Origin of the sequence: Yinghuangia aomiensis (assembly GCF_039542225.1) — a bacterium.
Taxonomy (GTDB): Bacteria; Actinomycetota; Actinomycetes; order Streptomycetales; family Streptomycetaceae; genus Yinghuangia; species Yinghuangia aomiensis.
In genome coordinates this window covers 88978-111845 of sequence record NZ_BAABHS010000012.1, presented here as the reverse complement: position 1 = coordinate 111845, position 22868 = coordinate 88978, and the positions used below count along the sequence as shown (strand labels likewise).

General features: G+C 73.6%; 20 protein-coding genes. 13 read left to right on the top strand and 7 right to left on the bottom strand.

Features of this window, described 5'->3' with window-relative positions; all coding sequences use genetic code 11:
* The first annotated feature begins 19 nt into the window (after positions 1 to 19).
* The 3 genes from ABEA93_RS18235 to ABEA93_RS18225 are packed head-to-tail and all read left to right on the top strand — an operon-like array spanning position 20 to position 3819.
* Positions 20 to 1171 (top strand): CoA transferase, encoded by a 1152-nt coding sequence (locus tag ABEA93_RS18235; RefSeq protein ID WP_345676644.1) that lies wholly within the window; start codon positions 20 to 22, stop codon positions 1169 to 1171.
* Entirely contained in the window at positions 1165 to 2595 is a 1431-nt protein-coding gene (locus tag ABEA93_RS18230) for an amidohydrolase family protein (protein ID WP_345676643.1), read from the top strand. Before ABEA93_RS18235 ends, ABEA93_RS18230 begins: the two co-directional genes overlap by 7 nt.
* A gap of 3 nt (positions 2596 to 2598) precedes the next feature.
* Positions 2599 to 3819, top strand: a complete 1221-nt coding sequence (locus tag ABEA93_RS18225; RefSeq protein ID WP_345676642.1) for a CaiB/BaiF CoA transferase family protein — start codon at positions 2599 to 2601, stop codon at positions 3817 to 3819.
* Here ABEA93_RS18225 and ABEA93_RS18220 read toward each other — a convergent pair.
* Positions 3770 to 5251, bottom strand: a complete 1482-nt coding sequence (locus ABEA93_RS18220; protein WP_425584984.1) for an MFS transporter — start codon at positions 5249 to 5251, stop codon at positions 3770 to 3772. The two genes, ABEA93_RS18225 and ABEA93_RS18220, sit on opposite strands and share 50 nt — an antisense overlap.
* Positions 5252 to 5555: 304 nt before the next feature.
* Here ABEA93_RS18220 and ABEA93_RS18215 point away from each other — a divergent pair, with 304 nt between their 5' ends.
* Positions 5556 to 7757 carry a SpoIIE family protein phosphatase gene (locus tag ABEA93_RS18215; protein ID WP_345676774.1) on the top strand — a complete coding sequence of 734 codons (2202 nt, stop codon included), beginning with the start codon at positions 5556 to 5558 and terminating at the stop codon, positions 7755 to 7757.
* A gap of 57 nt (positions 7758 to 7814) precedes the next feature.
* Here the strand turns inward: ABEA93_RS18215 and ABEA93_RS18210 are convergent, their stop codons facing one another.
* Positions 7815 to 9329: an MFS transporter gene (locus ABEA93_RS18210; RefSeq protein WP_425584983.1), complete on the bottom strand. Its 1515-nt coding sequence runs from the start codon at positions 9327 to 9329 to the stop codon at positions 7815 to 7817.
* Positions 9330 to 9595: 266 nt separating this feature from the next.
* Here ABEA93_RS18210 and ABEA93_RS18205 point away from each other — a divergent pair, with 266 nt between their 5' ends.
* From ABEA93_RS18205 to ABEA93_RS18190, 4 genes are all read left to right on the top strand, one after another.
* Complete coding sequence (locus tag ABEA93_RS18205; protein WP_345676640.1) at positions 9596 to 10480, top strand: helix-turn-helix domain-containing protein; 885 nt, start codon at positions 9596 to 9598, stop codon at positions 10478 to 10480.
* Positions 10481 to 10499: 19 nt separating this feature from the next.
* Positions 10500 to 11147, top strand: a complete 648-nt coding sequence (locus ABEA93_RS18200; protein ID WP_345676639.1) for a TetR/AcrR family transcriptional regulator — start codon at positions 10500 to 10502, stop codon at positions 11145 to 11147.
* A 94-nt stretch (positions 11148 to 11241) separates the two neighbouring features.
* Positions 11242 to 12780 carry a sensor histidine kinase gene (locus tag ABEA93_RS18195; protein ID WP_345676638.1) on the top strand — a complete coding sequence of 513 codons (1539 nt, stop codon included), beginning with the start codon at positions 11242 to 11244 and terminating at the stop codon, positions 12778 to 12780.
* Positions 12781 to 12859: 79 nt separating this feature from the next.
* Positions 12860 to 13504 carry a response regulator gene (locus ABEA93_RS18190; RefSeq protein WP_345676637.1) on the top strand — a complete coding sequence of 215 codons (645 nt, stop codon included), beginning with the start codon at positions 12860 to 12862 and terminating at the stop codon, positions 13502 to 13504.
* 46 nt (positions 13505 to 13550) lie between these two features.
* Here the strand turns inward: ABEA93_RS18190 and ABEA93_RS18185 are convergent, their stop codons facing one another.
* Positions 13551 to 14471, bottom strand: a complete 921-nt coding sequence (locus ABEA93_RS18185) for a LysR family transcriptional regulator (RefSeq protein WP_345676636.1) — start codon at positions 14469 to 14471, stop codon at positions 13551 to 13553.
* Between the two features lie 70 nt (positions 14472 to 14541).
* On the opposite strand from ABEA93_RS18185, the gene ABEA93_RS18180 reads away from it, so the two are divergent.
* A complete protein-coding gene (locus tag ABEA93_RS18180; protein WP_345676635.1) occupies positions 14542 to 15486 on the top strand; it encodes a DMT family transporter in 945 nt (314 codons plus the stop codon).
* Here the strand turns inward: ABEA93_RS18180 and ABEA93_RS18175 are convergent.
* The gene (locus ABEA93_RS18175) at positions 15443 to 16246 is read right to left on the bottom strand and encodes an enoyl-CoA hydratase (RefSeq protein ID WP_345676634.1); all 804 of its coding nucleotides are present in this window, start codon (positions 16244 to 16246) and stop codon (positions 15443 to 15445) included. The genes ABEA93_RS18180 and ABEA93_RS18175 overlap by 44 nt on opposite strands.
* Before the next feature lie 148 nt (positions 16247 to 16394).
* On the opposite strand from ABEA93_RS18175, the gene ABEA93_RS18170 reads away from it, so the two are divergent.
* From ABEA93_RS18170 to ABEA93_RS18155, 4 genes are all read left to right on the top strand, one after another.
* Positions 16395 to 17156 (top strand): class I SAM-dependent methyltransferase, encoded by a 762-nt coding sequence (locus tag ABEA93_RS18170; RefSeq protein WP_345676633.1) that lies wholly within the window; start codon positions 16395 to 16397, stop codon positions 17154 to 17156.
* Between the two features lie 170 nt (positions 17157 to 17326).
* The gene (locus ABEA93_RS18165; RefSeq protein ID WP_345676773.1) at positions 17327 to 17923 is read left to right on the top strand and encodes a DJ-1/PfpI family protein; all 597 of its coding nucleotides are present in this window, start codon (positions 17327 to 17329) and stop codon (positions 17921 to 17923) included.
* A 250-nt stretch (positions 17924 to 18173) separates the two neighbouring features.
* Complete coding sequence (locus ABEA93_RS18160; protein WP_345676632.1) at positions 18174 to 19526, top strand: MFS transporter; 1353 nt, start codon at positions 18174 to 18176, stop codon at positions 19524 to 19526.
* Positions 19527 to 19668: 142 nt separating this feature from the next.
* Entirely contained in the window at positions 19669 to 21012 is a 1344-nt protein-coding gene (locus tag ABEA93_RS18155; RefSeq protein ID WP_345676631.1) for an NAD(P)/FAD-dependent oxidoreductase, read from the top strand.
* A gap of 15 nt (positions 21013 to 21027) precedes the next feature.
* Here the strand turns inward: ABEA93_RS18155 and ABEA93_RS18150 are convergent, their stop codons facing one another.
* From ABEA93_RS18150 to ABEA93_RS18140, 3 genes are all read right to left on the bottom strand, one after another.
* Positions 21028 to 21843, bottom strand: coding sequence for an SAM-dependent methyltransferase (locus tag ABEA93_RS18150; protein ID WP_345676772.1), 816 nt, complete (start codon positions 21841 to 21843; stop codon positions 21028 to 21030).
* 139 nt (positions 21844 to 21982) lie between these two features.
* Complete coding sequence (locus ABEA93_RS18145) at positions 21983 to 22135, bottom strand: hypothetical protein (protein WP_345676630.1); 153 nt, start codon at positions 22133 to 22135, stop codon at positions 21983 to 21985.
* 251 nt (positions 22136 to 22386) lie between these two features.
* Complete coding sequence (locus ABEA93_RS18140; protein ID WP_345676629.1) at positions 22387 to 22794, bottom strand: hypothetical protein; 408 nt, start codon at positions 22792 to 22794, stop codon at positions 22387 to 22389.
* Between the last annotated feature and the right edge of the window lie 74 nt (positions 22795 to 22868).

Sequence of the window (22868 nt, the reverse complement as noted above, 5' to 3'; positions counted from 1 at the left end):
CTGGCATAGCATGCCGCGCATGGACCGTCCCGCACTCGGGCGTTGGGCGGCGTCGGTCGGGCCCGCTCTCGGGCCGCTCGTCCGGGCCGGGCAGGCGTTCACCGGTCTGACGGGAGTACCCGTCGACGTCGAGGACGCGCTCTTCCGGCGCGCCGCCCTGGCCGGCTACCGCCTCCCCGGACGCACGTCCGCCAACGGTTCCTGCCACGTGCTGGCCTGCGCCGACGGCTGGGCCGCGGTCAACCTCGCGCGCACCGACGACGTCACCGCGGTCCCGGCGCTGCTGGCCCTGCTCGGCGTGGAGCCGGAGTCCGCCGACGACCCGCTGCCGCTGCTGCGCGAGGCCGCGCGGCGGGCACCGGCCCAGGAAATCGCCGACGCCGCCCACCTGCTCGGCATGGCGGCCGCGGTGCCGGGCGCCGAACGCGGCCGGGAGCCGCTGCGCGTCGACCGGCACGGTCCGGCCGGCCCCACTTCGCTGCAAGGCCTGCGCGTCGTCGACCTCTCCGCGCTGTGGGCAGGGCCCCTGTGCGCCCGGCTGCTCCGGCTCGCGGGCGCGCGGGTAACCACGGTCGAGAGCACGACACGGCCGGACGGGGCGCGGCTCGGTTCTCCCGAATTCCACGCCTGGCTGCACGACGGCCACGGCCACCGCGTGATCGACTTCGGATCCGGCGCACTCGCGGACACCGTCGCGGGCGCCGACCTCGTCGTCGAGGCGTCCCGCCCCCGGGCCCTGCGCCGCCTGGGCATCCACGCCGAGGAGTTCCTGGCCGCGCGCCCGGGACGGGTCTGGGTGAGCATCACCGGCTATGGCCGCGACGACGACCGGATCGCCTTCGGCGACGACGCGGCGGTCGCGGGCGGGCTGCTGGGACACGACGCCGACGGCGGCCCGGTGTTCGTCGGCGACGCGATCGCCGATCCGGTGACGGGCATCTATGCGGCCCTCGGCGCGGCGCGTTCCGTGGCGGCGGGAGGCGGGGAACTCGTCGCGGTGGCGATGGCGGGGTGCGCGGCCGAGGTGGCGAGGTGCTCGGCGGGGGCGGCGGTTGCCAGGAGGGCGACGGGGGCCGGCTCCCGGGGCGATCGGGCCGACCGTCGCGGCGCGGACGACGAGAGGACCGCAGAGGCCCCGCACAACTCCGGCGTACTACTCCCGCCATGCTGATCGCCCACGTCGAAGTCGACGGCCGCATCGTCGACGTGCGCCTGGCCGAAGGCCGCATCGTCGAGATCGGCACCCGGCTCGACGGCCCCGTCGACGTCGACGGCCGCGGCGGTGCCTTGATCCCCGGGCTCCACGACCACCACATCCACCTCGCGGCGACGGCCGCCGAAGCGGCCTCGGTCCCGGTCGGGCCCGGCGACGTCCGGGACGCCGACGCATTCGCCGCGGCGCTGCGGCAGGGCGCGCCGGGGGAGTGGGTCCGGGCCACCGGCTACCACGAGAGCGTCGCGGGCGAACTCGACCGATGGCGCCTCGACGCGCTGGTGCCGGACCGGCCGGTGCGCGTCCAGCACCGCACGGGGGCGCTGTGGGTGTGGAACTCGGCGGCGCTGCGGGCGGCGGGACTGCTCGGGCCGGGTGCGGGCGACCCGGCCGCGACGGGTCCGGGCGCCGGGGGCGCGGCAGGTGTCATCGCGGACGCGCTGAACCCCGCGGAAGCCCCGAACCCGGCAAGCCCCGCCGGGGCTGTGGGCCCGCCCGTGGCCGGCCTCGCCATGTCGACCGCCCCCACGTCGCACTCGCCCACCCTCGCCGACGGCCGCTTCTGGCGCCAGGATGCCCGCCTCCGCGACCTCGCCCCGCCCACGTCGCTCGACCTCCCCGCGGTCGGCCGCGCCGCCGCGGCCCGCGGGGTCACCGGGTTCACCAACGCCGATCCGCATCCCGCGCCCGGACTCTCGGCGCTGCTCGCGCCGTTGCCGCAGCGGGTCGTCGTGATGGGCGTCGACGGGCCGGTCAAGTTCCTGCTCGACGACGCGACGCTGCCCGGGCCCGACGAACTGGCCGCGCGGTTCGCGGCCGTGCGACCGGCCCCGGTGGCCGTGCACTGCGTCACCCGCGCGCAAGTCCTCGTGACGCTGCTCGCCTTGGAAGCCGCCGGGCCGGTGCCCGGAGACCGCATCGAGCACGGTTCCGTCCTGCCCGAGGAAACGCTGCCGTGGCTCGGGCGGCTCGGCGTGACCGTCGTGACGCAGCCGCACTTCCCCGTGGAACGCGGCCGCGAGTACGCCACCGACGTCGACCCGGACGACCGGCCGCATTTGTACCGGCTCCGGTCGCTGGCCGACGCCGGAATCCCGGTGGCCGCGGGCACGGACGCCCCTTACGGCACCTCCGATCCGTGGCGGGTCGTGCACGCCGCGGTCCACCGCCCCGACGGGGAACGCGTCGACCCGCGTGCCGCGCTCGGCCTTTTCCTGGGCGACCCCGCGTTCCCCGGCCGGCTGCGCCGAGTCCGGGTCGGCGCGGCGGCGGATCTCGTGCTGCTGCGGGTGCCGCTGCGCGACGCACTCGACGTGCTGTGCGCGGACGTCGTCTGGGAAACATTCGTAGGCGGACAACGGCTCTTCCCACCCAAGGAGTGACCCGTGGACATACCCCCCGACGGCTGCGGCCCCCTCGCGGGCATCACCGTCGTCGCCCTGGAGCAAGCCGTATCCGCACCCTTGTGCACGCGCACGCTGGGGGATTTCGGCGCCCGCGTCGTCAAGATCGAGCACCCGCGCGGCGGCGACTTCGCCCGGTACTACGACGACGTCGTGCACGGCCAGGCCGCGCATTTCGTCTGGCTCAACCGGGGCAAGGAGTCCGTGGCCCTGGACGTCAAGGACCCCGGTGGGTCGGCCGTCCTGCACCGGCTGCTGGAGCGGGCCGACGTGCTGGTGTCCAACCTCGCGCCCGGAGCCACGGCCAAGCTGGGCATCGCGCGGGACGACCTCGCCGCCCGCCACCCCGGCCTGATCGCCGTCGAGATCGACGGCTACGGCAGCGGCGGCCCGCTGTCCGGCAAGCGGGCCTACGACCTGCTCGTGCAGGCCGAGTCCGGGGCCTGCGCCATCACCGGAGTGGCGGGCGCGCCCGCGAAGCCGGGGCCGCCGATGGCGGACGCCTGCACGGGGCTGTACGCGGCGCTGTCGATCATGGCGTCGCTCGTCGGCGCCGGCCGGGGACGGCAGTCCGGGGCCGCGGTCTCGGTCAGCATGTTCGACACGATGACCGAGATGATGGGCTACGCGCTCAACTACACCCGGCATTCCGGCATCGACCAAGAGCCCGTCGGCATGGGCTCGCCCGCCGTGGCCCCGTACGGCGCCTACCGCACCGCCGACGGACACACCGTCGTCCTCGGCACCACCAACGACCGCGAGTGGCAGCGCCTCGCCCGCGAGCTGATCGACCGCCCGGACCTCGCCGACGACCCGCGGTACCGGGACAACCCCGGCCGCGTCGCGCACCGCGCCGTCCTCGACGAGGCGATCGCCGCGTGGTGCGCCGGGCAGGCGATGGCCGACGTGCAGCGCGGCGCCGATGCCGTCGGGATCGGCAACTCCCGCTACAACACCCCCGGCGACGTCGTCGCCCACCCCCACCTGGCCGCCCGCGACCGGTGGCGCACCGTCGACTCGCCCGGCGGGCCGATCCCCGCGCTGCTCCCGCCGCCCGTCGTCGACGGCTGGGAGCCGCCGATGGGCCCGATTCCCGCGCTCGGCGCGCACACCGACGCGGTGCTCGCGGAACTCGGCTACACCGCGCCCGAGATCACCGCGCTGCGAGCGTCCGGCGCGGTGGGCGGGGGAGACCCAGCGTGACCAGCGCCGCGCCGAGGGCCGCGGCGGAGGCCAGGGCGAACGCGATCTGGTAGGCGTGCAAGGTCGGCATCGCGGTGCCGTCGTAGTCCATCGTGACCTGGGTGAGCACGGCCGCGACGGCAGTGCTGCACAGCGACTGGCCGATCGTCCGCATGAGGACGTTGAGGCCGGTCGCCGCCGCGGTCTGCTCCGGCGGGACGGCGTCGAGGATGAGCGTCGGCAGCGCCGAATAGACCAGCCCGGTGCCGACCGAGCACATCGTGGCGCCCAGGGTGATGGTCAGGAGGTGGTCGCTGGTGAAGATCCGCACGACGTAGGCGCCGGAGATGACCAGCGTGCCGAGGACCAGCGTCCAGCGCGCCCCGCGGGCCGCCGAGATGCGGGCCGACACGGGGGACAGGACGACCATCGTCAGGCCGCCCGGCACCAGGCAGAGACTCGCCACGACGGCGGACGCGCCGAGGCCGTACCCGGTGCCCTCCGGGGCCTGCACGAGCTGCGCCGTGGACAGCCAGTTGGCGTAGAACGCGAACCCGGTCAGCAGCGCGGCGATGTGCGGCAGCAGGACGGTGCGCCGGGCCGCGAGCCGCACGTCCACCAGCGGCACCCGGCACCGCAGTTGCTGCCATCCCCACACCACGAGCACCAGTAGGCCGCCGACGGACAGCCCGAGCACCAGCGGGGATGTCCACCCCCAGTCCGCGCCTTTGGACAGCGCCAGCAGGATCCCCACCAGGCCGGTCGCGAGCAGCACCGCGCCGAGGACGTCGAAGCGGCCCGGCGACCGTACCGGCGACGCCGGAACCACCCACCACGACGCCGCGACCCCCAGCAGCCCGAGCCCGGTGGTCACCCAGAACAGCACATGCCAGTCGGCGCGCTCCACGACCACCGAGGCCAGCGGCAGTCCCAGTGCGGCGCCGATGCCGACGGTGCTGCTCATCAGCGCGACCGCGGAACCGATCCGGCGGGACGGCAGGACGTCCCGCAGGATGCTGGTGGCGAGCGGCACGACCGCCGCCGCGCTGCCCTGCAAGGCGCGGGCCGCGATCAGGATGCGGATGTCGGACGTCACCGCGCACAGCGCCGACCCGACGGTCATCGCGGCCAGCGACCCGATCAGCACGGGGCGTTTGCCGTACATGTCGCCCGCCCGGCCGAGCACCGGGTTGAGCACGGCGCCGGTCAGCAGCGTCGCCGTGAGCATCCAGCTGACCGTGGACCGGGAGCTGCCGGTCTGCGCGGGCAGTTCGGGCAGCATCGGCACGACCACGGTCTGCATGACCGCCATGAGGATGCCGCCGAAGGCGAGGACCGGGACGATCAGCCGGGTGCGCAGCCCGCCGGCGTCGGCGGCCGGACCGGCGGGGCCGGGTGCGGCGCCGCTCCGGTCGGGTACGGCGTCGAGTCGGGTCGTCCGCTGGTCTTCCACGCGTGCTCCGGGAGTCGTGCAAAGGGGTGGTGCTGGGGCCGGCGCGGCTCCCGGAGGGCGACCGTATTGATCATGGCGGCGGCGGGCAATGATCGAGGACACAGAATCTGACGGTCTGTCAGGTGACGCTCGGCACACGGCCGACTGCACGGGTGGCCCGGTGCGCGGGTGACGTGAAGGCGGCGTGCGGACGGCGGTCGGGCAGGTCCTATCGGGGGGAATCTGCCGCGCCGGGCGTGCGCACTGTGCCGGGCACCCCCGCGAGTGGAAGAATTGCCCATAAATCTCCCATTTGGTGGTGTCCATGCGACCCGTGTCCCCCGGGAAGCGAGGCTCCGGCGATCCGGTCGACAGCGCCGACGCTGTCGGCATCGCCGACCCGGCCGATGCCGTCGATGCCGCGTTCGACCCGGACCTGGGCCGGGTCGGCCTCTGCCTCGGCGGGGTGCTGAGCCGTCTGGGGGCCTACGGCGGCGGCGTGTACCTGCTCGACGAGCCCGGCACGTCGCTGCTGCTCACCGCGTTCTCCGGGCTGCCCCCGCAGTTCGCCGGGCCGTGGCGCAGCCTTCCGGTGGATGCGCCGACCGCGGTCACCGACGCCATCCGCGAACACGACCTCGTGTGGATCGACGGCGCCGAGGAAATGGCCCGCCGCTACCCGCTCGCCGCGCTCACTCTGCCCTACCACTTCGCCTCGGCGTCCGTGCCGCTGCTCGACGGGCCCGAGGTTCTCGGCGCGATGTTCGTCAACTGGTCCGGCTTCCACCCGCCGCATCTCACCCGTGCCGAGCGCGCCCGGCTCTGGGCGGCCGCCGACGCGCTCGGCCGCCTGCTCGCCGACGCCGCCGCCGCGGGACGCCCCGTCCGCCCCGGCCCCGAAGCACTGTCCTGGCCCGGCGCGCCCCCCGGCGGCGACACCGCCGCCGCCCGCCTCCCCGAAGGGCTCTGCGCCCTGGCCGTCGACGGCTCGATCGCCCTGGTCACCCCGGCCGCCGCCCGGCTCCTGGAGACCCCCGCCGACACGCTCCTCGGCGCGCGCCTGTGGGACGTGATCCCCTGGCTCGACCGCCCGATCTACCAGGAGCGCTACCGGGCCGCGGCGATGAGCCAGGAGACCGGCACCTTCGAGGCCATGCGCCCGCCCGCCACCCGGCTGGTGTTCGACCTGTATCCCGACGCGTCCGGCATCACCGTCCGCATCACCGAGACCGCGCCGCCTCCCGACCCCGCGTCCGGCACCGCGCCGCCGACCACCGTGCCGGAGCCCGCCGAGGACCCGCAGTCCCGCCTCGAAGGGATCTACCACGAGCTGCATCTCGCCGCGGCGCTCACCTCCGCGACCAGCGTCCACGACGTCGTCCGGCTCGTCGCCCACGAACTCCTGCCGATGATCGGCGCCTCGCGGGTGGCGCTGTTCGCCGTCGACGAAGCGGGGCGGCTGGAGATCGTCGGCACCCACGGACACCCGCCGGGGACGCTCCGGTTGCTCGACGGGATCCGCATAGACCAAGGGCATCCCGGGGCGAAAGCCATCATGAGCGGACTCCCGCTGTTCGCCGGCACCCGCGAGGAAATGGACCGGCTCTACCCCGACTACCGCCACCTGAGCCAAGGCGAAGCGTGGGCGATCCTGCCGATGGCGGTCCCGAGCCAGCGCATCGGCGCCTGCCTGCTGTCGTTCGACCGCCCGCACCGGTTCACCGCCGAGGAACGCGCCTCGCTCCTCGCCCTCGGCGCCCTCATCAGCCAGGCCCTGTTCCGCGCCCGCCACCACGACGCCACGCACGGCATCGCCCGCGACCTGCAGCGCGCCCTGCTCCCGCACAGCCTGCCCCGCCTGCGCGGCCTCGAAGTCGCCGCCCGCTACCGGCCGGCCGCGGCCCACCTGTCCGTCGGCGGCGACTTCTACGACCTCATTCGCCTCGACCGGCACCGCGCCGCCGCCGTCATCGGCGACATCCAAGGCCACGACGCCACCGCGGCGGCGCTCATGGGCCAGGTCCGCACCGCCATCCGCGCCCACGCCACCGCGGGCGCCGACCCGCGCCGCGTCCTCGCCCGCACCAACCGGCTGCTGACCGACCTGGACACCGACCTGCTCGCCAGCGCCGCCTACCTGCACGTCGCCCTCGACAAGCGGCGCGTCCTGGTGTCCCGGGCCGGGCACCCCGCCCCGCTGCTCCGGCACCGCGACGGCACCGTCGAGGCGCTGGACGTGCCGGGCGGCATCCTGCTGGGCGTGGACGCCGCCGCCGACTACCCGCGCGCAGCCCTCACCGTCCCGCCCGGCGCCATCATCTGCCTCTACACCGACGGCCTCACCGACCGGCCCGGCGTCGACCCCGACCGCAGCCTCGCCGGCCTCGCCGACCGCCTCTCCCGGGCCGGCACGGCCGATCCGCCGCTCGACGAACTGGCCGAGACCCTCATCGCCGACGCGTCCGGCACGGACGACACCACGCTCCTGCTGCTCCGCCTCGGCCAGGGCCGCCGCCGAAACCGCTAGCCGACCGTGCCGACCCGGCCGACCCGGCCGACCCGGCCGCCGGGTCGGCCGGGTCGGCTAGTCCCGGCGACCGCTCGGCAGCAGCACCCACGCCGCGGCCGCCGTCACCACCAGCACCACGGCCTCAGCCGCGACGCTCACGTGCATGCCCGACAACGAGAACCCGGTTTCGCCGTCCCCGGTGGCCAGCGCGCCGAACGCGGCCACGGCCAGCGCCCCGCCGGTCTGCCGCAGGGCGTTCAGCAGGCCCGACGCCGTCCCGACGCGTTCGCCGGGTACCGCGTCCATCAGCTGCGCGGTGAACGCCGGCACCGACAGCGCACCCCCGATCCCGAGCGGGATCAGCAGCACCAGCACCAGCCACACCGGGGTGTCCGCGGCCAACGGCAGCATCGCGAGCATCGCCCCCGCCATGATCAGCTGGCCCACGACGATGACCGGCCGCCGCCCGAACCGCTCCGCGAGCCGCGGCGACATCAGGTTCGTCCCGCTGATCACCGCCGCCATCGGTGCGAACATCAGGCCTGCCTGCACCCCCGACATGCCGCGCAGCTCCTGGTAGTACAGGCCGAGCAGGAAGATCCCGCCGTAGAACGCCGCGTTGATCGCGAAGCCGAGCATCAGCGGCACCGCGACGAACCGGTCGCGCAGCATCCCGAGCGGCACCATCGGCGCCCGCTGCCGCCGCTCCGCCACCGCGAACCCCACCGCGCCGGCCACCGCCACGAGAGCCGAACCCAGCACCGGCAGCGTCGTCCACCCGGCGTGCCCGCCCTCGATCACCGCGAACGCCAGCCCCGCGAGCGCCACCACGGCCGTCGCCTGACCCCACATGTCCAGCGGTGCCGGACGGCGCGGCGACCGCGGCACCCGGGTCAGCAGCGCCAGGATCACCGCACCGATCGGCAGATTGATCAGGAACACGGCACGCCACCCCGGGCCCTCGGACAGCAGCCCGCCCAGCACCGGGCCCGCGCCCATCGCCAGCGAACCGCCGACCGTCCACAGCGCGATCGCGCGGGCCCGCCGCCGCGGCTCCTCGTACGTCTGCCGGATCAGCGCCAGCGACGCCGGGACGACGATCGCCGCCGCCGCGCCCTGCGCCACCCGGGCCCCGATCAGCGTGCCGATGCCCGGTGCGGCCGCGCACGCCAGCGACGCCGCGGTGAACAGGGCGACACCCCAGCCGTACGCCCGCCGCGCGCCCGCCCGGTCCGCCAGCGCGCCCGCCGACAGCATCAGCGCGGCCAGCATGAGCGTGTACGCGTCGACCACCCACTGCAGCCCGGTCATCCCGCTGTGCAGCGACGAACGGATCGACGGCAGCGCGATGTTCACGGCCGACACGTCCACGGAGATCACCGTGAACCCGAGCAGCGCGGCGATCAGCGCGAAACCCGGGCCGGGCGGAGATCCTGGTGCCCGGCTCGGGGCATAGGCGACCCGATCGCGGCCGTCGTTCCCGGCCACGGCGCCGCCGGACCCGGCCCGGGACTCCGCGGTGGCGGGAGCGGACACAGAAGCCGACGCAGTGGACATTGAAGCGGACATCGAAGAGGACATCGAAGGCATGGCAGGACTCCCGAGCGTGCGACAGAAGACAGGGACGGCGGCCCGGCGGCGGCCGCCGGTACGCGGGCGGCTCCGTCCGACGGATCCGCGGCCCGGTGCCGTGCACCCCCTGGGATCCGGCGGCCGGGCCGCCCGCGATGGCCCCTACTCTTGCGCGGTACGCGCGGGCGCGGGAGGCCGCGTTGTGCCCCGGTGCCGCGTTCCTGGGTGTGCCACAGCCCCCCACGGCCCGCCCGGCGGCGCGCCGGGACTGCGACACTGATCCGATGGCACCAGGCACCGAACTCGGCAAATACCTGCGGGCCCGGCGGGCCCTCGTCCGACCCGAAGACGTCGGCCTGCCCGCGGGCGCGGGCATCCGCCGCACGCCCGGACTCCGCCGCGAGGAACTCGCCACTCTCGCGGGCGTCAGCGTCGACTACTACACGCGCCTCGAACGCGGCCGCGAAACGAACCCGTCGCCCGCGGTCGTCGACGCGATATCCCGGGCCCTGGGCCTGTGCGGCGACGCCCGGTCGCGGCTCCACGAACTCGCCGACCTGGCGTCCGGACGCACCTCCGAGACGCCCGCCGGCACCGCCGCGGGCGGTGCCGGTCCCGGTGACTCGGTCCTGCGGATCCTCGAGGCGCTGCGGCCGCTCCCGGCGTACGTCGTCAACCGGTACAGCTACCTGCTCGCCGCCAACCCGCCCGGCCGCCGCCTGCTGCCCGGCCTGTGGGACCTGCCGCCCGAGCAGCGCAACATGACCCGCTACCTGTTCCTGCACCCGGTCGGCCGCGTGCTCTACCACCCGTGGGAAGAGACCGTCGCCGCGTCCGTGGCCCACCTGCGCGCCATCGGCGGCGCCGACCAGGACTCCCCGGAACTCACCGCACTCGTCGGCGAACTCCTCCTCAAATCACCCGACTTCGCCCGCATCTGGGAGCGCTACGAAGTCCACGAACGGCGCGGCGGCACCAAGTCGTTCCGGCACCCCAAGGTCGGCGAGATGACGCTGTCCTTCGAGGTCATGCAGCTCGCCGGCGCGAGCGGCACCCGCCTCGTCGTCTACAACGCCCCGCCCGGCACCCCGGACGAGGCCGCGATGCTGCGCCTCGAAACGGCGGCCGCCCCGCAGGCCGGGCCGCCGCCAGGTACGGCTGCGGAATAGCGCCGACTAGAGTTCCGGTATGCCACGGGACGGATCGACCACCAGGGAGCGCCTGATCGCCGCGGCTGAGCAGGTCTTCGCCGAACAAGGCGTCGAACAGGCCAGCCTGGTGGACATCCACAAGCTCGCCGGGCAGGCCAACAAGTCCGCCCTGCACTACCACTTCGGCTCCCGCGAAGACCTGCTGCGCGCGGTGCTCGCGCGGCACGTCGCCCGGGTGAGCCCGGTGCGCCGCGGCTATGTCGACGCCATGACCGCCCGGCAGGCCGACGGCACCGAACCGACGGTCGCGGAACTCCTCACCGCACTCGTCCAGCCGCTCGCGGACCAGATGCACACCGAGTCCGGCCGCTACTGCGTGCGCATCGCCGGACACATGCGCACGATCGGCGGCGGCTTCCGCCGCCACGGCGCGTTCTTCCAGGACGCCCCCGAAGAACTCCCGTGGATCTACGACCGGCTCGCCGACCGGCTCGACCACCTGCCGGAACGTCTGCGCATCGAACGGCTCGCCGTGTGGAACGACATGGTCGCCGCGACACTCGCGGACTGGGCGGCGACCGCGGGCACCGAAGGCACGGACGCGGTCTTCACCGCCGACGAACTCGTGGTGAACCTGGTCGACATGGGCACGGCGGCGCTGCTCGCCCCCAGCCGCCTGAGCTGAGGGCCGGCCGCCCCCACGGGTAGTGCCAGCACCACCTCCCCGCCGGGTACCCGCGCACTGTCGGCCCTGGCGCCGCGACCGGAACGATAGGCGCATGTCCAACGCACCAGACTTCGACAGCGCGGGCCCGCCGCAGCCGGTTCCGCCCGGGGACGGATCGGCCGAGACGGCGGCGGCCGGCCCCGAAGCCGGTTCCGGTGCCCGACCCGGCCCGCCGAGCACCCCGCCGCCCGCGCCGCCCACTGTGCCCGCTCTGCCCAGTAAGCCCGCCCGGCCCCGGCGCTGGGCCGATCTGCCGCTCAACACCTCGTCGGCCCCGCCCTGGCCCGCTCTGCGCACCGCGCTCCGCATCCTGCGCGAGCCGTTCCGGGGCCGGTCGCTCGGCGAACTCCTCTTCGGGTTCATCGGCTTCCCGATCGCGCTCGTCTGCGGGCTCCTCCTCGCCGCCCTGCTGTTCGGCAGCACGCTGCTCTCCATCACGATCATCGGCGTGCCGATCCTGTGCGGTGTGATCCTGCTCGGGCGGCCGATCGGCGCGCTGCACCGCGGCCTGGCGCGCGGGCTGCTCGGCAAGGACCTCCCCAAGCCCGCGCCGTTCCGGCCGAAGCCCGGCTTCCTCGGCTGGATCGGGTCGGCGTTCGGGAACGCCGAAGCGTGGCGCGGCATCGCGTTCGTCGTCGCGCATCTGCCCGTGTCGTTCGCGGCTCTGGCATCCGCGTGGACGCTGACCGGGCTCGGCGGCATGCTCATGACCAACCTGATCTGGGCGCCGATCGTCCGGCCCACCCAGGTCGACTCGCACGGCGTCACGCACGACACGCCCTTCGCGTTCGGCGACCACTACTTCGACGGCTGGGGCGAGTCGGTGCTCGTCTCGTTCGCCGGCCTGGCGATGGTCGTCGCCTCACCGTGGGTGCTGCGCGGCATTCTGTCCGTCGACGTCTGGCTCATGCGCGCGCTGCTCGGCCCGACCAAGACCTCCGCCCGCATGCAGGACCTCGAGGAGTCCCGCGCCATCGCCGTGGACGACTCCGCCGCCCGGCTGCGCCGCATCGAACGGGACCTGCACGACGGCGCCCAAGCCCGCATCGTCGCCCTCGCCATGCACCTCGGCCAAGCGCAGGAGAACCTCGACGACGACGATGAGCCCGTCGACGTCGACAAGGCCCGCACCCACGTCGACTCCGCCCTCGGCAGCGCCAAACTCGCCATCGCGGAACTCCGCGACCTCGCCCGCGGCATCCACCCGCCCGTCCTCGACGACGGACTCGACGCGGCACTCGCCACGCTGACCGCGGGCAGCCGCGTCCCGATCGACCTGTACGTGGACGTCGAGCCGCGGCCGCCCGCCGCACTGGAGTCCATCGCCTACTTCTGCACCGCCGAACTCCTCACCAACGCCCAGCGCTACTCCGGCGCCCGGCGGATCGCCATCGACGTGGTGCGCCGCGACGACCGGCTGATCGTGACGGTGTTCGACGACGGGCGCGGCGGCGCGTTCCTGCGCACCGGCGGCGGCCTCGCCGGGCTCGTCGAACGCGTCCGCACCGTCGACGGCACCCTCACCGTGGGCAGTCCCGAAGGCGGTCCGACCGAAGTGCGCGTCGTCCTGCCGCTCCGCGGCCCGGCATGACCCGGCACCACGTCCGCACAGGGCACCACGTCCGAACGCGGCGCAGCACGACGACCCCGAAAGCTGAGACGATCCCGCCATGCGCATCGTGATCGCCGAGGACGCCGCCGTGCTGCGCGACGGGCTCGTCCAACTCCTCACCGACCGCGGCCACGACGTCCCGGCGGCGGTCGCCGACGCGGACGGGCTGCTCGCCGCCGTCGCCGAACACCGCCCGGACGTCGCCGTGGTCGACATCCGGATGCCGCCCACCCACACCGACGAAGGCCTGCGCGCCGCGATCGAACTGCGCCGCACCCATCCCGGCACCGGTGTCCTGGTGTTCTCGCAATACGTGGAGACCCGCTACGCGTCCCGCCTGCTCGCCGAGAACGCCGCCGGAGTGGGCTACCTGCTGAAGGAACGCGTCGTCGACGTCCGCGACTTCGTCGACGCACTCACCCGCGTCGCGGCCGGCGGGACCGCGCTCGACCCCGAGGTCGTCGGCCAACTGCTCGGCGCCGCACGCCGCGTCGCCCCCATGGAGACCCTCAGCCCGCGGGAACGCCAAGTCCTGGGGCTGATGGCCGAAGGCCGGTCGAACGCGGCCATCGCCAAGAGCCTCAAGGTCACCGACCGGGCGGTGGAGAAGCACATCGGCAGCATCTTCACCAAGCTCGACCTGCCGCCGTCGGACGACGACCACCGGCGCGTCATGGCCGTGCTGCAGTACCTCCAGGCCTGACCGCGCCGATCGTCCGGGCCCGCTCCCGGGCGAACCCGCGGCGGCGCTACCCCGCCGACTCGTCCCGCGGATCCGCCGGGATCGCCGCCACCGCCTCCCGCAGCGCCGTCAGCAGCGCCGTCACGAGCGGCTGCGGCCAACGGCGCTCCGCCGTCAGCACCCCGATGTGCCGGACAGGGCGCGGCTGGTCGAGCGCGATGAACGCCAGCCCCGGCTTGTGTGTCGCCAGCGCGATCCGCGGGATGAGGGCGATACCGATGCCGGCGTCGACCAGCGACTGCGAGAACAAGTAGTCCGTGCTCGTGCACACCACCCGCGGCGTGAACCCGGCCATCGCCGACGATCGGGCCAGCGGCTCGCCCGCCGCGCCGCAGCCCTCGATCCAGCGCTCCTCGGTCAGCGCGGTGATCGGCAGCGACCGGCGGTGCGCCAGACGGTGGCCGCGGGGGAGGACCAGCCACATCTGCTCGTCCATCAGCGGTGTCCACGCCAGCCCGGGGAAAGCCGGCACCGTGCCGAAGTGGTAGGCCAGCGCCAGGTCCGCACGGCCGTCGCGGACCAGCGCGGCCGCGTCCGCGGGCTCGGCCTCGGTCACCGTCGGCTCGACCTCGGGCTGCCGCGCCGTCAGCGCGATGAGCGCGGGCGGCAGCAGCGCCTGCCCGGCACTCGTGAACGTCGCCACGTCCAACCGCCCCAGACTGCCCTCCGCCAGCCGGTCGATCCGGGCCTGCGCCGCCGCCAGCTCCGCCGCGACCGATTCCGCCGCCTCCACCAGCACCCGCCCCGGCTCGGTCAGCCGCACCCCGCGCGTACTCCGCTCCACCACCGGCCGGCCCAACGACCGCTCCAACGCCGCGATCTGCTGCGACACCGCGGACGGCGTCATCATCAGCACCGCGGCCGCCTTCGCGAAACTGCCCCGCTCGGAGACCTCCCGCAGGATGCGCAGCCGATGCACATCGATCATCAGATTCCCTTAATGCCCGTGAAGCAGATCGCCACTTCTGCTGTCGATCCCAGCACAGCACGATGAACCCATGACCCGCAAAGCCTGGATCCTCTTCGCCGCCATGTCCGTCCTGTGGGGGACGTCGTACCTGTTCATCAAGGTCGCCGTCGACGAACTCTCCGCCCCCATGGTGGCGGCGTCCCGGACCGGCATCGCCGCCCTCGTCCTCGTGCCGCTCGCCCTGCGCCGCCGCGCCTTCGACGCGCTCCGCGGCCGGGTCCCCACCGTCGTCCTGCTGGCGTTCACGCACGTCGCCGGGCCGTTCCTGCTCATCTCGTACGGCGAGGTGCACATCTCGTCGTCGCTGACCGCGCTGCTCATCGCCGCGCAGCCGATCATCATCGCGCTGCTCGCCCTCAAGCTCGACGCCACCGAACGCGTGTCCGGGCCGCGCGCCGTCGGCCTCGCGGTCGGCCTCGGCGGCGTGGCGACACTCGTCGGCTTCGACCTCACCGGCGACCGGCTCGGCCTGCTCGGCGCGGGCATGGTGCTGCTGGCCACGTTCGGGTATGCGTGCGCGACCCTCATCGTCAAGCGCCGCCTCGGCGACGTCGCCCCGCTCGGCCTGGTCGCGTCCACGATGAGCATCGGCACCGCGGCGCTGCTGCCGCTCGCCGCCGCAACCGCGCCCACGGAGGTGCCGAGCGGCAAGGCGATCGGGTCGCTCCTGGCCCTGGGACTGGTGTGCACGGCCGTCGCGTTCCTCGCGTTCTACGCGCTCATCGCGGAAGCCGGTGCCGGACGGGCCGCGCTCATCACCTACCTCAACCCGATCGTCGCCGTGCTGCTCGGCGTGCTGGTCCTCGGCGAGGACCTGACCCCGGCCACCGCGGCCGGCACCGCGCTGATCCTCGCCGGACCGTGGCTCGCGACCCGGCCCGCGAAGCCGGCCGCCGCCGACCGGGTCGCCCCCGCACACGCCAGGTCCGTCAGTCCTTGTACTCCGGAACCCGCTTCTCCTTCCGGGCGATGATCGCCTCTTCGAAGTTCTGCGTGGTCAACCGGACATACAGCTGCGCGTGGCCTTCGGCGTCCATGTGGGCGTGCATGCTGCCCGCCTCCAGGCCCGACCACAGCATGCGCTTGGTGACCTCGACGCCGACCCGGCTGAACCCGATGATGCGGTCGGCCAGGTCGAGGCACTCGTCGAGGAGCTTCTCCTCCGGCACCACCCGGGACACCAGCCCGATCCGTTCGGCCTCGGCGGCGTCCACGTCCCGGCCGGACAGCATGATCTCGAACGCGCGCGACGAACCGATCGCCCGCGGCAGCAGATAGCTGATGCCCAGCTCGCTCGCCGTGAGGCCGTTGTTGATGCCGGCGGCCCGGAAGTAGGCGCTCTCCGACGCCAACCGGATGTCCGTCGCCACCGACAGGCAGAACCCGCCGCCGATCGCCGGGCCGTTGATCGCGCCGATGACCGGCTGGTGCATCTTGCGCAGCCCGAGGATCACATCGTCGAGAATCTCCATCGACCGGCGCGCGATCGACGTCCGCGTCAGCCCCTTCACCCCCGGGATCCGCCCGGAGCTCTCCAGGTCCGCGCCGGAGCAGAAGCCCCGCCCCGCGCCGGTGATCACGACCACCCGCGTATCGTTGTCCGCGCTGACCTCCTCGAGGGCCTCGCGGAACGGGACCATCACGTCGAACGCCATGGCGTTCATCCGTTCCGGTCGGTTCAGGGTGATCAGCGTGACGTGCGGGCGCGGCTTGTCGATGAGCACGAACGACATGGGGCGGCATCCTCGATCGGTCGGGGAAGAATCCCAGCGGGTCGGGCGTTGTGGGTCGTGGCGGTGTTCTTGATCGTGTCAATGATCAGCGCACCGGTACGGAGCTGCGATGTCAAGAGCGACCCGTGCGCACGTCGGGGAGGCACGAATGGCCGGACGGGCGGACGTTCGGGACGTACCGGCGGAAAGGCAGCACGGCATGCGGGGCGGGCACGTCGATCCGCAGTCCTTCGACTCCTTCGCCGGCGACTACGCCCGCTACTCCGACCTCCACGACCCCCTCGGCGAATGGCTCACCGAAGCCCTCGCCGAGCTCGCCCCCGCGGGCGGCCGCGCCCTCGACGCCGGCTGCGGCTCCGGCCGCCACGCCCACGCCCTCGCCGCCACCTACGACGACATCTTCGCCGCCGACCTCAGCCCCGCCCTCGTCGAGACCGCCCGCCTGCGCCGCCCGCACGCGCGCATCCGCTACGAAGCCCTCGACCTGCACGACATCGCCGACGACCACGGCTTCGACCTGGTGCTCAGCCTGGCGACCCTGCACCACGTGCCGGACCTCGACGCGGCCCTGCGGCATCTGCGCGGCCTGGTCCGGCCCGGCGGGACGGTGATCCTCGCCGACAACGTGGCCGACGTGCCCGCGGCACCCCGCTGGGCCTACGTCACCGGGGCCGCCTACGAGCTCCCGCGGGACATCGCCCGCCTCGGGCGCCGGGACGCGTGGTGGCTCTACCGGTTCCGCACGAGCCGGTCGTGGCTCGCGCATTTGCTGAGCGACCGGTACCTGAGCCGGAGGCAGTTCGAGCAGCGGTACGGGGCGGTTTTTCCGGGGGCGCGGTTCACCGACTTGGGGTTCGCGGCGGGGATGGTGTGGCGGAACGAGGTCGGGGACGGGGACGGGGACGGCTGAGACCGCTTCGGTGCCGGGTTCGGGTTCGGGTTCGGGTTCGGGTTCGGGGTTCGGCTTGGGGTGCGGCGGCAGGCCACCTTGGAGTGATTGGCTGCTGACCCCGGATGGTCGGGCACGTCAGACTGGGCCGGGAACTTTCGGCGGTGTGTGGGGGCTCTGGGGTGACGGACATTCAGGTAGCGGTGGTCACGTTCGACGGGTTCAACGAACTCGACAGCTTCATCGCGGCGGGGCTGATCAACCGCGCGCCGGGGATCACGGCATATCTCGCCACGCCGACACCGGTCGTCACGTCGATGAACGGGGTGGAGGTGCGGGGGCAGCGGCCTCTGGAGTTCGCCGCGGAGGCGGATGTCGTGCTGGTCGGGAGCGGGATCAAGACGCGCGACGTCGTCGCCGACGAGGGGCTGGCTGCCGCGCTGCCGCTCGATCCGGCGCGTCAGCTCGTCGGGTCGCAGTGTTCGGGGGCGCTGGTACTGGCCAAGCTGGGACTGCTCGGGTCGATGCCGGCGTGCACGGACACGACGACGCGGCCGTGGGTGGAGGCGTGCGGGGTGACCGTGCTGGACGCGCCGTTCCACGCCGAGGGCGGCATCGCCACGGCGGGCGGGTGCCTGGCCTCGCAGTACCTCGCCGCGTGGACGCTGACGCGCACGGTGGGTGAGGCGGCCGCTCGGGCGGCGATCGACTACGCGGCGCCGGTGGGGGAGAAGGCGGCGTACGTGGACCGGGTGATGGCGGTGGTAGGCGAGCCCGCGCTGCGGTGACGCGGTGGGTGATGCCTGGACTTGCGCTCTTTGGCTTGACGGCTGACGGCTGACGGCTGGGGTCGCTGGGCTGCATTGCATGCTGTTGCCGGCGGCTCTTTGCCTGCTGCTCTTGGCTGTGGTTCTGTCTGTTGTTCTCTCGGTTGTTTTGTCTGTTGTCCTTCGTCTGCTCCCTTCGGGTTCGGCGTGACCGGGGCCTTGCCAGGTCCGTTGCGTAAATCCCGACACGTCCGCCCGGTGGTGACCCACGATGACCGCGCCCGAGCGCACCGATGCCGAGATATCCCGCCGCGGCGGGGGCGGCCCGGACGACGTGCTTTCCGATGCCGAGGTCGCCCGGATCCAGCGGCGCACCGTGCGGATCCTGGTGCTCGCCCAGGTGGTCGGCGGAGTCGGCGTCGGTTCGTCGCTCGCGGTCAGCGGACTGCTCGCCGAAGACTTGTCGGGGTCGCAGACGTGGTCCGGCTTCGCCGTCACCGCGATCACGCTCGGGGCGGGGTTGTTCGCGCTGCCGCTGGCGCGCGTTGCCGACGTGCGCGGCCGCCGCATGGCGCTGAGCCTCGGCTGGAGCGCCGCCACCGTCGGCGCGCTGGGGGTCATCCTCGCGGCGGTGCTGGGGTGGTTCCCGCTCCTGCTTGCCGCGCTGGTGGTCTTCGGCGCGGGGAGCGCCGCCAACCTGCAGTCGCGCTACGCCGCCGCCGATCTCGCCGACGACCGGACCCGGGCCCGATCGCTCGCCGTTGTGGTGTGGTCCACGACTCTCGGGGCCGTCGTCGGACCCAACCTCAACACGCCGGGAGCCGCCGTCGGGCGGACGCTGGCGCTGCCGGAGCTGGCGGGGCCGTATGTCTTCTCCGCCGTCGCCTTTGCGGGCGGCGGGGCGATCATGTGGGTTCTGCTGAGGCCGGATCCGCTGCTCACGTCGCGACGGATGGCGTCCGCGGCGTCCGCGGGTGGGCCGGGTCCGGAGGCCGGTGCGTCGGCCGCCCGGCCCAAGCAGGCGGGTTCGCTGCGGTCGTCGTGGCGGGTCGTGCGCGCGTCGCGGCCGGCGATGTTGGCGCTGGCATCGGTGGTGCTCGGGCATGCCGTGATGGTGTCCGTGATGGCCATGACGCCGGTGCACATGAAGCACCACGGGGCGAACCTGACGATCGTGGGCCTGACCATCAGCCTGCACATCGTCGGGATGTATGCGTTCTCGCCGCTGGTGGGGTGGGCTGCCGACACGGTCGGGCGGATCCCGGTCATCGCCGTCGGGCAGGTGGTGCTGTTGGCGGCCGTGCTCGTGGCGGGCCTGTCCGGGAGCACCGTGCCGGTGACGATGACGGGTCTGCTGCTGCTCGGGCTGGGCTGGTCGTGCTCGATGGTGGCCGGGTCGTCGCTGCTGGCCGAGTCCGTGCCGGCGGCCGAGCGGCCGCGGGTGCAGGGCGCGTCCGACTTGCTGATGAACCTGTTCGGCGCGGCGGGCGGCGCGGTCGCCGGGTCGGTGCTGGACGTGGCCGGCTATGGAGGTCTCAACGCGGCGGCGGGGTTGATCGTGCTGCCGGTGTTCGCCGTGGTGGCCGGGTATGCGGCGGGGCGGGCGCGGCGGCCGGCCGCGTGAATTGCGGACGCGTCGTGGCCGTGTGATGTGCCGACTCGTCGAGATGTGACCCCCGGGATATCGCCCTATGTTGGACAAATCCGGGCGTTCACTCGGATGGTCCAGTTGTTGTGTCGAGCCGTTTGTCGACGGAGGGCATCCCATGGAGCGATCCCGAGTCCTCGTGGTCGGCGCGGGCTTCGCCGGATTCGAAACCGTCCGGCACCTGGAGAAGCACCTCGGTCCGCAGGAAGCCGAGATCACGCTGATCAGCCCGGGCGGCTACATGCTGTACCTGCCGTTGCTGCCGCACGTCGCGGCCGGGGTGATATCCAGCCGGTCGATCGCGGTGCCGCTGTACCGCATGCTCAAGCGCACGCACATCGTGCCGGGCGGGGCGATCGGCGTGGACCTGGACGCGAAGGTGTGCGTGGTCCGGAAGATCACGGGCGAGCTGGTGAACATCGCGTACGACCAGATCGTGCTGTGCCCCGGAAGTGTGACGCGCTCGTTCGACATCCCCGGGCTCGACAAGTACGGGCGCGGCATGAAGAACCTCGCGGAGGCGGTCGCCTTGCGCGACCACGTGATCGCGCAGCTCGAACTCGCCAACAGCAGTCTGGACCAGGACGAGCGGCGGGCACGCTGCCAGTTCGTGGTGGTCGGCGGCGGCTATGCGGGCGTCGAGACGGCGGCGTGCCTGGAGATGGTGACGTCGTCGGCGCTCGACCACTTCCCGCGGCTCGACCCGTCGCAGGTGCGGTGGACGGTCCTGGACATGGCGCCGCGGCTCATGCCGGAACTCGGCGAGAACCTGGGGCGGGCGGCGCTGGAGATTCTGGCGCGGCGCGGCGTCGACGTGCGGCTGGAGACGAGCGTGACGGCGGTGGGGGCGGACTCGGTGACGCTGACCAGCGGTGAGGTCCTGCCGTGCCGGACGTTGGTGTGGACGGCGGGGGTGGCGGCGAGTCCGCTGATCGGGACGCTCGGATCGGAGACGGTCCGGGGACGGCTGGCGGTCGGGTCGGACCTGGCGGTGCCGGGACGGCGCGACGTGTTCGGGCTGGGGGACGCGGCGGCGGTACCCGACGTGGACAAGGGCGACGGCGCGATCTGCCCGCCGACGGCGCAGTACGCGATGCGGCAGGCGCGGGTCGCGGCGCACAACGTGATCGCGGGGATCAAGGGCGGCGGGTTCCGGGAGTTCCGGCACAAGGACCTGGGGCTGGTGGTCGACTTGGGCGGGACGGAGGCCGTCGCGCGGCCGCTCGGGCGCGAGCTGCGGGGTCTGCCCGCGCAGGCGTTGACGCGCGGGTACCACTTGATGGCGCTGCCGGGGTTCCGGTCGCGGGCCCGGGTGGCGGCGGCGTGGGGGATGCACGCGTTCGCCGGGGACGACTTCATCCGGCTGGGATTCCTGGCAGGCCGGACAGGGGCGTTGTCGGACTACGAGCACACGCACGCGTATTTGTCGCGGGAGGAACTGGGGGAGCAGGTCGGGGGATAGGGCGGGTTCTCCGCGTCAGCGACGTACCGCCGAGATCAGCCCGCCGGGCCGTTCCTCGCGCCGCTCCGGACTGCTCATCGGGCGGCCGTACGCGGCAGCCCGCTCGCGCAGAGTGTGGCTCTCGGCTTCCCAGCCGTGCGCGGCCAGCCAACGCACCGGGTCGTCGGGCATCTCCGAAACCCACAAGGCTGCCGCCGATCCCGGCGCGGCCTCCGCGCCGAACCGCTCGATCACGCCGCGCGAGCCTAGCGTCAGCCCCAGCCGACTGCCGGCCGCCGACTGCGTGCCGATCCGCGCCAGCAGCAACTCCACCGCATCCTCGGGCAGATAGATCAGCAGTCCCTCGGCGATCCATACGGTCGGCGCGGTCGGGTCGTGCCCCGCGGCGGACAGGGCGCGCGGCCAGTCCGCCCGCAGATCCACCGCGACGGTGATCCGTTCGCAGCGCGCGACGGCACCTTCCCGGCGCAGCACCTCGGCCTTGAAGTCCAGCGGGGCGGCGGTGTCGACCTCGAACACCCGGGTTCCCCCGGGCCATTCCATCCGGAACGCCCGGCTGTCCATGCCGGCGCCGAGCAGGACGACCTGCCGGACCCCGGACGCGGACGCCTCGCGCAACAAGTCGTCCAGGAATCTCGTCCGGACGACGATCGAGAACGACACGGCCAACCGGCGGCGTCGCGCGGCCTCGTCTTCCGACAGCGGCGGCGAAGCAGGCCACCGCCCACCGGCGGCCGCGAAAGCCCGCGCCAGCGGGTCGCGGAACAGCGCGTTGTCCCGCTCGGTCTCCAAGGCGCGCACCTTGGCCACTCCCACCGCCGTGGCCCACACTCCCGACGGCCGCGTCTGCTCCTGGTCATCAGCCACGGCACGAGCCTAAAGGGGCGGGTGACGCCGTCCGGGCACAGGGTCCTTGTCACGCAACTGGCCGCAGGGCCAAGCCCGCCGAGTCGCTTTCCACAAAGGCTTCTCAGTCCAGCGCCCCCGGCAACCGCTCCGGCAAGCGTGCGAACGTCGCCTCCGGCTCGGCCGGCTGCGCGGGCGCGCTCATCGCCGCCGTCGGGCGCGGACAGCGGCCGCTCGCGGCGACGCCCTTGAGGTGGCGCCGTTCGGCGTCCAGCACGGCCTGCGGAGCGTGCCCGGCTCGCTCCACCGCTCGCCGCCGGGCGATCTCGTCGCCGGTGCGGCCGGCGACGAAGCCGAGCGGTAAGAGCGTTGCGCGCCAGGCGCGTTAGTGCGCGGTAAGAGTCAAGCGCGCCGGTAGATGGCAGATGCAGATGACCAGATGACAGATGACAAGCGGGCCGCCCCGGGCAGTGGGCGGCCCGCTTGCGTCACCTCCGGCCGCAAGGCCGCAGGATCCCGCGGGACCGGCTAACCGACCGAGTTGTTCGCCCGGTGGCGTCCCGGTCCCTGGGGCGGTCGGCGGCGGGCCTGATCCGCTGGGCGCCGCAGGAAGGCCGCCAGGGGTGCGAGGAAGCCTGCCGGCGATCCTCGGCGGCCGCTCGCGCGGTACGCATCCGGCCCGCCGCCGGGTCGGGTCATGCGCATGAAGCAGGACCCGTGCGTGGGGTCGTCGTCATCCGGTACCACCGGGTCGGCCTCCATCAAGTCGCCCGTCTCGCGCAGGAGGATGCGAAGCCGCGCGAGCGCGTCGACCGGTCCGAACACCACTACGTCCAACCCTTCCACGGAAGGCCTAACGACCCGCGCGTTGAAAGGTTCTGCCTGCGGGCGGGGAATTTCCTCGTCGAGATTTGCCAGCTTGGCAAGGTGCTCCACGGCAGCTCCGAAACCGCGTTGACGGGGGATCCCGTCGACTCCTAACATTCCGACCGTCGGTATGTAAAAGGAAG